Genomic DNA, 11,855 nt, shown 5'->3' with positions numbered 1-11,855 from the left:
CATGGTGAGCGAGGCACCGCCCTTCTGGTGGGGAAAGCCTGACTGGCGGGCATACGCACTTGCTCCGCTATCCTGGGGCTATGGCGCTGTTGCGGGCCGCAGGCTTCTCCATGCTGAACCTCCCAAAATCGCAGCGCCTGTGCTTTGCATCGGCAATTTCACAGTGGGCGGCGCAGGCAAAACCCCCACTGCGATTGCCTTTGCCAAGGCCGCAAAGGAGCGCGGCTTGCACCCCGGCATTGTTTCCCGCGGTTACGGCGGCAATTATACCGGGTTGCATATTGTCGATCCCTCCAATGACAGTGCGCGTCATGTTGGCGATGAACCGCTTTTACTGGCGCGCCACGCGCCGGTTGCACTTTGCCCGGATCGGCTGAAATCGGCTTTGGAACTGATTGAGCGTGGCTGCGATTTTATCATCATGGATGATGGTTTTCAGAGCGCACGCCTTCATGCCGATTTTTCACTTCTGGTGGTCGATTCCACGCGTGGTATTGGCAATGGGCGGGTGATCCCGGCAGGGCCATTAAGGGCATCTTTGACGGACCAGATGCGCAAAACCGATGCGCTGCTGCGCATTGGCAAGGCGCGCGAGGCAGATTTCGTGGTGCGACAGGCATCGCGTGCCGGACGAGCTGTCTATGAAGCGCAATTGCTGCCATCCTCTTCATCAAACGTTGCAGGCAAACGCTGGCTGGCCTTTGCAGGCATTGGCAATCCTGCCAAGTTCTTTGCAAGTGTAGAGCAGGCAGGCGGTAGTGTGGAGGAAACGCGAAGCTTCCCGGACCATTACAGCTATCAGCCGGATGATATCCGCACGCTGGTTGAAACCGCGAAAAAGCTTGGCCTTGGACTGATCACCACTGCCAAGGACCATGTTCGCCTTGCCACCATGAGCAGCGTGCCGCACGCATTCATCAGTCAGTTGGCTGTGCTTGATGTCGATCTGCAATTTGAGCGCAAGGATGCGCTGCGCCAAATTCTCGATACGGCTGTTGAGCGGTTCAAAGCCCGCTCAATCGCCTGATTATCAAGCCTTCTTGCGGCTGCGCAATTCCGGATTGAGTTCGAGCTCACGCTCGTAAGAAATAAGTCCCGTCGCATAGGGCTCCTGCCGCGCCACGCTCCAGTATTTCAGCTCGTCGAGCGGGATATGCGCGCTAGACACAGCACAGACGACATAAGAACCGTGCTGCACAATTTCAAAATCGCCATCGAGATAGCGCAGAACGGCTTGAGAAGAGCGGGGTGATTCAAATCTGTTCATTGTGTAATTCCTTGATACGGAAATCTATCAAGTGCCAGCGTCATCGTCTAGAGCGTGCCGCGCTTAATCGTACCCAATAGGCTCGCTCGACCTTCTTGTTTTTACGCATGGCGTTCTCGGATCGTAGCGGGAATGGAAATCAGCCTGGTGGACTGATTTGCCCACAAAGGCGGTTTCCACTTTTGCGCGACATGCTTTAGCGCCTTCCGAACAATCGTTCAATGTCGGTGAGCTTCAGTTCGATATAGGTCGGACGTCCGTGATTGCAGGTGCCTGAACCGGGTGTTGCTTCCATATCGCGCAGCAGCGCATTCATTTCTTCGGGCTTCATGCGCCGCCCCGAACGCACCGAACCGTGGCAGGCCATTGTCGCGGCGACATGGTTGAGCATGGCTTTGAGGCCATCGGATGTATCATGTTCTGCAACTTCATCGGCGAGATCGCGGATGAGTTGCTGCACATTCATTTCGCCCAGCATGGCAGGCGTTTCGCGCACCGCTATCGCGCCGGGTCCGAACTGTTCGATACCAAGACCAAATCGTGCAAGCGTTTCGGAATGGGTTGCGAGTCGCTCCGCATCCTCTTCCGTGAGATCAACGATTTCAGGAATGAGCAGCATTTGTCCGGGTATGGGACGCGCATGCAGGGCATTTTTCAGTGCCTCATAGACAAGCCGTTCGTGGGCTGCGTGCTGGTCAACAATGACGAGGCTGTCTTCTGTTTGTGCGACGATGTAATTTTCATGGATTTGCGCGCGTGCAGCCCCCAGCGGCTTCTGCATCAGTTCTACAGGTGCCTGCGCGATTGTTGCGCGCGCATCGGCTGCCGGCTGCGAAAAAGTCTCAATAATCGCCTGTGTATCCTCGCGAAATGCGGGGATATGATCAAAATCAAGTGGCTTATGGGCAGGGTGTGCGGTTTGCGGCGACCACTCGGTGCGGGGGGCAGGAGGCGTTGTGCGCCAGTTCTGCGATGCGTAAGTGTTTGCTGCCGGGCGCTGCTGGAAGCCTTCGGCCCGAAATGCCTGCAACATGGCTTCCGCACCACTGGTTGCCGGTCGAATGCCCGATTGCGCGAGTGCCTGCTTGATTGCGCCAACGATGAGGCCGCGCACCAAACCAGGATCGCGGAAACGCACATCGGCTTTAGCGGGGTGCACGTTTACGTCCACCAGCGCCGGATCAAGCGTGAGAAAAAGCACTGCAACCGGATGCCGGTCACGTGCAATCACGTCGGAATAAGCACCGCGCAATGCGCCAAAAATCTGTTTGTCGCGCACCGGGCGGCCATTCACATAGGCAAACTGGTGTAGCGCATTGCCGCGGTTAAATGAGGGGATGCCAACAAAGCCAGCAAGTCGAACACCATCGCGCTCGGCGTCAATTGCAAGCGCATTCTCGGAAAATTCTTTGCCAAGAATCTGCCCGATACGTTCTAACGTTGCGTCTGCGCCGCTGCCCGTTGCTGGCAAGTCCAGTGGCGTGCGATCGGTGCCGGCGAGAGAAAAACGCACATGTGGAAAGGCGATGGCAATCCGCTTGACAATGTCGGTAATCGCGGTGGCTTCTGCACGGTCCGTCTTCATAAATTTGAGACGGGCAGGGGTTGCATAAAAAAGATCGCGCACTTCGGCAATGGTGCCACGATTAAGGGCGGCGGGACGCGGGCCTTCCAGACGTCCGCCGTTAACGGCAACTTCAAAGCCTGATTCCGCATCCTGTGGACGTGATTTCAGCGAGAGTTTTGAAACAGAGCCAATCGACGGCAATGCCTCGCCACGAAAGCCCAGTGCACGAATATCGTTCACATCATCGGAAAGCTTCGAGGTGCAATGGCGCGAGACTGCCAGCGGCAGTTCATCGACGGCGATTCCTGAACCATTATCGGTGACGCGCAAAAGTGTCTTGCCGCCGCCAGCTGTTACAACCTCGATGCGGGTTGCCCCTGCATCGATGGCGTTTTCGACAAGTTCTTTGATTACGCTTGCGGGGCGTTCAATCACCTCGCCAGCAGCAATCTGGTTGATAATGGTTTCGCTTAAGTGCCGGATTGTCATGATGTGACTATAGCGGATTCGCTTTTGCGAAGAACCGCTAATTCGCCATCAGTCTGATCATGTCCGCCCATAAATATCGTCGAAGCGAACAATGTCGTCTTCACCGAGATATTCGCCGCTCTGCACTTCGATCAGAACCAGCGGCAGAATGCCGGGATTTTCCAGACGGTGTTTGAAACCGCATGGGATATAGGTGGACTGGTTGGTGGTCAGCAGGATTTCCCGTTCACCATTGACGACCTTGGCTGTACCGGAAACCACGATCCAGTGTTCGGAACGGTGGTGATGCGCCTGCAGGCTGAGGCGGCTGCCGGGCTTAACCTCAATACGCTTGATTTTAAAGCCGTCGCCTTCTTCAAGAACCGTATAGGTTCCCCATGGACGGTGGGCTGTGCGATGCAGCTTGGCTGCTTCATGGCCCTGTGCGCGCAACTTGTTGAACACTTTGCGAACGTCCTGCGCCTTGTCGCGATGGGCGACCAGAAGCGCATCCGGCGTATCGACGACGAGGAGATCGTGAACACCGACGAGGCTTACAAGCCGGGTTTCTGACAGGACAAAACTATCGGTCGTGTCTTCAAGTACAGTTTCACCGCGTAAGCGGTTGCCATTCGCATCTGGTGTAATCAGGTCTGCCATCGCCGCCCAGGACCCAATATCCGACCAGCCACAGGAAACCGGAACACAGGCAATATTGTCAGCCTTTTCCATGACGGCGTAGTCGATGGAAATTGCAGGCGTTGCTGCAAACGCATCGCGGGCGATTTCGAGCGTTTTGGTTTCGCCGTTCAGGCCATGGCGCGCGTGCTCAAGGGCTGCCTTTACACCGGCAAGCACATCGGGCGCATGGCTTTGCATGGCGTCGATCATCGTTGATGCCTTGAAGCAGAACATGCCGGAATTCCAATAGTACCGGCCGCTTTCGACGTAGCTTTGCGCGGTGGAGGCGTCCGGTTTTTCAACAAAGCGTAAAACATCGTCGCCATTGACTTCGATATAGCCAAAGCCTGTTTCCGGGTGATCGGGAACGATGCCGAAAGTGACGATGCGGCCCTTATCTGCAAGCTTGCGTGCCTTGAGAACGGCTTGGCCAAATGCAGCTTCATCTTCGATGAGATGATCCGCAGGCATAACGAGCAAAGTTGCGTCGGCACCATAGGTTGAAGCGGCTTGAAGAGCTGCGAGGGCAACAGCAGGAGCTGTATCGCGGCCAAGCGGCTCAAGCAGAAATGTGTTTTCGATTTTGCGTGCGCCCGCATCCGCATAGGCATCAAGCGTCAGAAACAGGAAATCGCGGTTCGTAACCGTAAGGATCTGTTCGACATCATCAAGATGCGATGCGCGTGCATAGGTCTTTCCAATCAACGTGCCGCCATCGGGCAGTTCGATGAAAGGCTTTGGGTGGGCGTCGCGCGAAAGCGGCCAGAGTCTGGAACCAGAACCGCCACTGATGATAACCGGAATAAAGCTCATTTGCTGTTGGCATCCTTCGTTGCTTTACGGGCGATCTCAAGTCCCATGGTCAAAAGTTGTGCGGCCTGTTCTTCGGTCGCGGCTTCCACATAGCAGCGCAGTTCTGGCGCGTTGCCGGAGGCGCGATAGTGGATTGCGTTGCCGGATGCAAAAAACAGTTTCACACCGTCAATTGTTTCAAGGCGAATAACTGCGTCCGTTAATGGAAACAAGCGCAGGCGCGCTTCTTCTTGCGTAATGACCGAGAGAAAGGCAGCAGTCTTTTCTTGTGCGACGTTTTGCAAACGGTCGCTCAATGCGATGCGGAAGCCGTAGCTTTTCGCAATTTCGGAGAGCGGCTTTTGCGACTGTTTGATGGTACTCAGACATGCAAGGATAGGCAGCAGCGCATCGCGGGTTGGGAGGGCTGTTAATGGCTGGCCGTTTTTCTCAATGGTGCTGCCGAGCAGCACGCCGCCATTGGCTTCAAAACCGACAACGCGTTTTGCATTGTCGCTTAAAGCTTTCTGCATTCCGGCAATCACATAAGGCGAGCCGACGCGTGTGCGCAAAACGTGAGCGAACTTTCCGCATTCCTCAAGCGCTGTATTGGAGGTGACAGGCGTTACGATTGTGTCTGCGCCTGCCCATGCAGACGTGATCGCACCGACGAGATCGCCGCGCACAAAATGCCCTTGCTCATCGGCAATCAGCGGGCGGTCTGCGTCACCATCTGTTGAAACGATCGCGTCAAAACAAGTCTGAGTTGCCCATTGCGATAGCAGCTCAATGTCTTCTGTACGCAGGGCTTCTGTGTCGACCGGCACAAAAATATCGGATCGACCAAGCGCCACTGTTTCAGCACCAAGAGCATCCAGTATTTTAATCAAAAGATCACGTGCCACAGAGGAATGCTGATAGACGCCGACTGTCAATCCCGCGAGACTGTCTACGCCAAACAGCTTGATGTAGCGCGCGGCATAGGCATCCATTGCCTGAGTGCTTACAGGCAGGTTCATCGCTTTTCTTGTGGCAAGGTCAGCGGGCAGGGCAGCATAGGCAGCGCTGATTGCTGTCTCATCATTTTTGTCGATTTCGCCATCGGCGCGATAGAATTTCAAGCCGTTGCGGTCATCTGGGATATGACTTCCGGTAATCATGATGCAGGGTGCATTTTGTGCTATTGCGAAATAGCTCAATGCGGGGGTCGGTAACACGCCGCAGTCAACGGGCGTGAAGCCAGCGTCTTCAATTGCGCCCATGGCGAGGGCCGCAATATCGGGGCTTGATGGGCGTAAATCCTGACCGACAAAAACGCGCTCGCCCGCAGTCAGCTCTCCTCTGGATTTCAGCATCTGAACAAATGCCAGCGAATAAGCATAGGCAGGCAATCCGTTTAGTTCTGTTGCGAGACCTCTAAGGCCGCTTGTGCCGAATTTGAGGGAATTGCCTGTCATGCCTTGTCCGAGCCTGTTTTCCAGATAAAAATCAATCTACTGCTAATATAATGGCCTTATAGAGGCTGCCTTTTCTATCGCTTATATTGCTGACTGTTTCAATTGCTGGATGTTCATGTGGTTATTGAGAGCTTTCAATTTAAAATATGTCTCCCAAAAGGATGAGCCGCTTTTGGGGGACATGCCTTTAAACATAGTCGCGATGCGCGGGCAGGTTGAGATCGGGTAGACTTTCTGCCTGCACAACTGCGCGGGCGACTGCATGTGCCATCACAGTTGCCGCAATCGCACCAATGGCCGTGACATCAGCTTCCACCCCTTCTGCCTTGCCTGTCGAGAGCGCAAAGATTGTATCGCCATCCCACATTGTGTGGATCGGATTGATCGAACGGGCAAACCCATCATGCGCCATGCCGGCGATTTTCTTGAGTTCTGCCTTGTTGAAGGGCGCATTGGTGGCAATCGCACCGATTGTCGTGTTGGCGCCACCCGATTTGACGACATTGCGGCCCTGCATGATCGCATCCATGATATTGCGGAAACCTTTGCCGTCTTCATTGCGTGCGCCAGCAAGAATCTGCTGCGAATTGGGTGCATAGACATCACCGACCGCGTTGACGGCAACAATCGCCCCCACCACAACGTCGGTGCCGGGTACTTTATAGCTTGCGGTGCCTAAACCGCCCTTCATCGCATAGTCCATGCCAAACATTTTGCCGACGGATGCGCCTGCACCGGCGCCAATATTGCCTTCGGCGGAGGGTTCGCTTTTTGCCGCCTTGCAGGCGAGATAGCCCGCTTCTTCATCAGGACGAATGGAAAAATCGCCGACGCCTAAATCCATCAAAACCGCAGCCGGCACGATTGGAACCACGCCTTTGCTGATTGCAAATCCCAGTTTGCTTTCTTCGAGATAGCGCATGACCCCAGTTGCTGCATTCAGCCCGTAGGCGCTGCCGCCCGAAAGCATGACCGCTTGTACTTTCTGCACAAGGTTGATGGGGTCCAGAAGATCAGTCTCACGGGTGCCGGGTGCCGAGCCGCGGACATCGACGCCTGCCGTAGCCCCTTCTTCGCAAAGAAGAACTGTGCAGCCGGTCGGGCGCTTTGTCAGCGTATGATGGCCCAGCTTTAGTCCCGGAACATCAGTGATGCTCCCCCCCATGAGTTCCAGCATGCTCTGTTCCCCTCGTTGTGCTGCTGCCGCTGAGCCGACAATGAAAGGCATTGTTCCAAACCCTGCAAGTCCTTTTGCAAACGCGCGCCTGTCCATAGGCTGTTCTCCCCCCATTTGATGATTACTCAGTTAATACACTCTTCTTCTGTGCCCGGCGCAGACGTAAGACATCTGCCACAAATATACGTGAAAGAGCGTGATAAAGTGGCTCGTGCGATATAAGTCTTGCTGTGCCGTAGCCCAGCATTGATGCACACATAAGCGGAATAACATTGTTATGATTGCCGGTCATCTCCAGAATAATCACAAAGGCTGTCATTGGTGCTTGCACGACACCTGCAAAATATCCTGCCATACCAAGAACGGCAGCGAGACTGATGCTGGTGCCAAGCAATAAACCTATCGTGCTGCCAAGGCCTGCGCCGACCGACAGTGATGGGGCAAATATGCCGCCCGGAATGCCCGAAACCATTGAGAGAAGTCCGGCGATGAATTTCTCAAGGAAATAAAGTGGTGGCAAGGAAAGCCCTTCAATGGCGCTGCGAGCCTGATCATAGCCGGTGCCGAAGGTTGATCCTCCCGATGCAATACCAATCACGGCAATCAGCAGGCCGCAAATGCCTGCTATAATGACTGTGTCGCACAGCGGTGCTTTTTGTACACGACGCCTGATACGGTTGGTCAGATTGAGCGCAAGAGCGCTGAATGTTGCGCCAAATGCACCCCCGATCACGCCGCACAGAATGACCAGAATCCAGTCTAAGCGGCTTACAACAGTTACGGTCGTAAGACCGAAATAGTTATAGTTTCCAACAAGGCCGAGCGAGGCAAGACCTGCAAGAATGACGGCGGACAGAACAAGCCCGTTCGTTCGTGCTGCATAGGCTCGCCCCATTTCCTCAATGGCAAAGACGATTCCTGCAAGCGGCGTATTGAAAGCCGCAGCAATGCCTGCCGCAGAGCCCGCAAGGATAAGTCCACGCGCGTGTTCCAAGCTGCCAATACGTGCAGATAACAGCATGATCGACGCACCGATCTGCACAGTCGGACCTTCGCGTCCAATCGAAGCACCAGAAAACAACCCGACGATTGTGAGGAGGATTTTGCCGAAAGCGATTTTCATCGAGAGCAGCAAAGTTCGGTCTTTTGGGTCATTGAGGTGCCGCGCTGCAATTGCCTGCGGTATGCCGCTGCCGCCGGAGCCGGGAAAAAATTTCATTGAAATCCACGCGCATAGCATAAAGCCGAAGGGCGTGATCAACAGTGGCAACCAGGCCCGCCATGGGCTGGTTTGGCCATCGGTCAGACTCTTGAACCAACCCTGTGCAATGTCGGCGGCTTCCGCGAAGGCCACACTGAGAACACCAATTGCAATCGCGCCACACCAGAAAACGAGGCGGGGCTTCCACAATCGTGGAGACATCCACATTGCGCGTGAGCGACGAATGAGATGGATTCGTTGATATGCCTTACGCATTTTGCCCCCTTTGGGCGAAATTTAAAGAATATGGCGGCGGGTTTATCATGAAAATCGTTATCAGTAACTGAAACTTGTCCGCAAAAGACTTTCCAATCAGTCATAAGCATGTTACCAGCCGGTGCCAATTCAATACGCAACGAAGCGCAGTCGCTGCTCCCGGTTTCTTACCGGAGAGGCGGCTTTGCTCATTCGGTAAACCCGGTAAAGGAATTGGCAATGGCTAAAATCGTAGAATCTTCCACCGGAGCTCTTGCTCTCACATTCGACGATGTTCTTTTGCAGCCGGGCCATTCAGAGGTGATGCCGGGGCAGGTTGATCTGCGCACCCGTATTGCCAAAGATATTGAGCTTAATTTGCCGCTGCTTTCAGCTGCCATGGACACCGTCACAGAATCACGTCTCGCCATTGCTATGGCGCAGTCGGGCGGTATCGGCGTTATTCATCGTAACTTGACACCTGAACGTCAGGCCGAAGAAGTCCGCCAGGTCAAGAAGTTCGAATCCGGTATGGTCGTAAACCCTGTCACGATTGGGCCGGATGCAACGCTTGCCGATGCACAGGCGCTCATGAAAGCGCACCGTATTTCGGGCATTCCCGTTGTAGAAAACGCTGGCAAGGGTCCGGGACGACTGGTCGGTATCCTGACAAATCGTGATGTGCGTTTTGCCTCTGATCCAGCGCAGAAGATTTATGAACTGATGACGCGCGAAAACCTGGTTACGGTGCGCGAAAACGTGCGCCAAGACGAAGCGAAGCGACTGTTACATGCGCATCGTATTGAAAAGCTGCTGGTCGTTGACGACAAGGGCCGCTGCGTTGGCCTGATAACCGTCAAAGACATGGAAAAGTCGCAACTTAACCCGAATGCCGCCAAGGATGCGCAAGGCCGTTTGCGCGCTGCTGCTGCCACAAGCGTTGGCGAAGACGGTTACGAGCGTGCTGAACGTCTGATCGATGCGGGTGTTGATCTTCTGGTTGTCGATACCGCTCACGGTCACTCACAGCGCGTTCTTGATGCCGTTGCGAAAATCAAAAAAGCCTATCCCAATGTTGCCATTCTGGCCGGCAATGTTGCAACGGCTGGCGGAACACAGGCGCTGATCGATGCCGGTGCGGATGCCGTCAAGGTCGGCATCGGGCCGGGTTCCATCTGCACCACGCGCATTGTCGCCGGTGTTGGTGTTCCGCAGCTTTCAGCCATCATGTCGGCAGTTGAAGCCGCGCACAAGCATAACATTCCGGTTATCGCTGATGGCGGTATCAAGTTCTCCGGCGATTTTGCCAAGGCGCTGGCCGCTGGTGCGGTTGCTGCCATGGCTGGCTCGCTGCTGGCGGGTACGGAAGAAAGCCCAGGCGAGGTCTATCTGCATCAGGGCCGCTCGTTCAAATCCTATCGTGGCATGGGCTCGGTTGGTGCGATGGCGCGCGGTTCGGCAGATCGCTATTTTCAGGCGGAAGTGCGTGATGAGCTGAAGCTTGTACCGGAAGGCATTGAAGGTCAGGTCGCTTATAAAGGACCGATTTCAGCTGTTCTGCATCAGCTTGCCGGTGGACTGCGTGCCTCCATGGGCTATGTCGGTGCCAAGACGCTGGAAGAGTTCCGCGACAAGGCAACCTTTGTTCGCATTTCCAATGCGGGCTTGCGTGAAAGCCATTCTCATGGCGTATCCATCACCCGTGAAAGCCCGAATTATCCGGGCGGTATGTAATATCATATCGGACGTGCATTTCATCAGGGCGGCCTCATTGAGGTCGCCTTTTATTTTGAGAGTGCCTTCATTTTATCGTCATCAATGAGAAGGCCGGATGCACTTTCGACAATGCAATCTGCAAGTGCGCGAAAGTCATCGAAGCGTCTGTTTTGCCTGCGCCAGAAAAGTGCGATTTCCCGTTTGGGCTGCTCCCCATCAAACGGAACGATGCGCATAGTGTTGCTGCGTGTTTCCGCATGAACAGCAATTTCCGGAATAAGCGTCAGGCCCATTCCATGGGCGACCATTTGTAAAAGTGTCGTCATGCTGGTTGCGCCATATTTTACCAGTTGCCGCTGGGATGGCCGAGAACAGATCGCCAGCGCCTGATCACGCATACAGTGGCCTTCTTCCAACAGCAGCAGGCGATCAAGCGCCGCATCATCCTGCGTCATGGTCGAAGACAATACCGTCTGATCATTGCTTGACGTGGCGATCAGAAAACGATCATCAAAAAGTTTCTGATGCGTAAGCCGATCATCCACGATTGGCAAAGCTGCAATGACAGCGTCGGTCTCACCTGAATGAAGCTCCTCAAGAAGCGTTGCCGTTATGCTTTCGCGCAATTGCAGACGGAAAGACGGGTGCCGCTCGGCCAGCAGTGGGATGAGATGCGGGATAATATATGGAGCAACGGTTGGGATAATCCCCAGTCGCAACTGGGTCTGCAGCAGGCCTTTGCTCTGCGCAGAGATTTCCTCCATCGCGTGAAGCTCTTTGAGAATGGCCCGAATGCCGGGGAGTAACTCGCGGCCAAGCTTTGTCATAATGATTGTGCGATGAGAGCGCTCAAACAGCGAAGCGCCAGCCACCGCTTCCATTTCAGCAATCTGTGCTGAGAGGGCGGGTTGCGAAATATGGGCAAGCTCTGCAGCTTTACGAAAATGCAGCGTATTGGCGAGCGCATCGAAGTAGCGCATTTGGCGAACTGTAAACATGATAGGAAAAACTTATCAATAATAACAAAAAAAGCAATTGGAGATTATACTTAGAATTAGTCTAAACTGGGTTCATTATCCAGTAGGCATGATGCGGCGGGGCTGTCCAAGGTCAGAATCCAAGCTGAATGTAGGATCACAAACGATTTTTAGGAAGGAAATTCCCATGGCAGACCGTCCGATTATGACGACAAGTGCTGGTGCACCGATCCCGGATAACCAGAATTCCCTGACTGCGGGTGAGCGCGGCCCTGTTTTGTTGCAGGACTATCAGCT

10 protein-coding genes are annotated in these 11,855 nt (G+C 54.4%); 3 read left to right on the top strand and 7 right to left on the bottom strand.

Annotated features, from left to right (window positions below; translation table 11 throughout):
* Window position 1 precedes the first annotated feature (1 nt).
* Window positions 2-1,027, top strand: coding sequence for a tetraacyldisaccharide 4'-kinase (gene lpxK, locus ABE530_RS13335; protein ID WP_499694812.1), 1,026 nt, complete (start codon window positions 2-4; stop codon window positions 1,025-1,027).
* 3 nt (window positions 1,028-1,030) lie between these two features.
* Here lpxK and ABE530_RS13330 read toward each other — a convergent pair whose 3' ends face one another.
* From ABE530_RS13330 to ABE530_RS13305, 6 genes are all read right to left on the bottom strand, one after another.
* The gene (locus ABE530_RS13330) at window positions 1,031-1,267 is read right to left on the bottom strand and encodes a DUF2093 domain-containing protein (RefSeq protein ID WP_265986133.1); all 237 of its coding nucleotides are present in this window, start codon (window positions 1,265-1,267) and stop codon (window positions 1,031-1,033) included.
* Window positions 1,268-1,463: 196 nt separating this feature from the next.
* The gene (mutL, locus tag ABE530_RS13325) at window positions 1,464-3,323 is read right to left on the bottom strand and encodes a DNA mismatch repair endonuclease MutL (protein WP_499694811.1); all 1,860 of its coding nucleotides are present in this window, start codon (window positions 3,321-3,323) and stop codon (window positions 1,464-1,466) included.
* 57 nt (window positions 3,324-3,380) lie between these two features.
* Entirely contained in the window at window positions 3,381-4,796 is a 1,416-nt protein-coding gene (locus ABE530_RS13320) for a mannose-1-phosphate guanylyltransferase/mannose-6-phosphate isomerase (protein ID WP_499694810.1), read from the bottom strand.
* Entirely contained in the window at window positions 4,793-6,232 is a 1,440-nt protein-coding gene (locus ABE530_RS13315; RefSeq protein ID WP_499694809.1) for a phosphomannomutase, read from the bottom strand. The genes ABE530_RS13320 and ABE530_RS13315 overlap by 4 nt, the downstream gene beginning before the upstream one ends.
* A gap of 187 nt (window positions 6,233-6,419) precedes the next feature.
* Window positions 6,420-7,505 carry a P1 family peptidase gene (locus ABE530_RS13310; protein ID WP_499694808.1) on the bottom strand — a complete coding sequence of 362 codons (1,086 nt, stop codon included), beginning with the start codon at window positions 7,503-7,505 and terminating at the stop codon, window positions 6,420-6,422.
* Window positions 7,506-7,530: 25 nt separating this feature from the next.
* On the bottom strand, window positions 7,531-8,886 hold the full coding sequence (locus tag ABE530_RS13305) for a chloride channel protein (RefSeq protein ID WP_499694807.1): 1,356 nt from the start codon (window positions 8,884-8,886) through the stop codon (window positions 7,531-7,533).
* A gap of 219 nt (window positions 8,887-9,105) precedes the next feature.
* On the opposite strand from ABE530_RS13305, the gene guaB reads away from it, so the two are divergent.
* A complete protein-coding gene (guaB, locus tag ABE530_RS13300; protein ID WP_265986139.1) occupies window positions 9,106-10,599 on the top strand; it encodes an IMP dehydrogenase in 1,494 nt (497 codons plus the stop codon).
* A gap of 50 nt (window positions 10,600-10,649) precedes the next feature.
* On the opposite strand, the gene ABE530_RS13295 is transcribed toward guaB, so the two are convergent.
* Window positions 10,650-11,579: a hydrogen peroxide-inducible genes activator gene (locus tag ABE530_RS13295; RefSeq protein ID WP_265986140.1), complete on the bottom strand. Its 930-nt coding sequence runs from the start codon at window positions 11,577-11,579 to the stop codon at window positions 10,650-10,652.
* A 166-nt stretch (window positions 11,580-11,745) separates the two neighbouring features.
* On the opposite strand from ABE530_RS13295, the gene ABE530_RS13290 reads away from it, so the two are divergent.
* Window positions 11,746-11,855: catalase (locus tag ABE530_RS13290; RefSeq protein ID WP_499694877.1), on the top strand; the 110-nt coding region annotated here is incomplete at its 3' end.

This window comes from Brucella sp. TWI559 (assembly GCF_039674265.1).
Classification (GTDB): domain Bacteria; phylum Pseudomonadota; class Alphaproteobacteria; order Rhizobiales; family Rhizobiaceae; genus Brucella; species Brucella chromiisoli.
The sequence above is the reverse complement of the archived record's forward strand: the minus strand, read 5'-3'. Positions and strand labels throughout refer to the sequence as shown.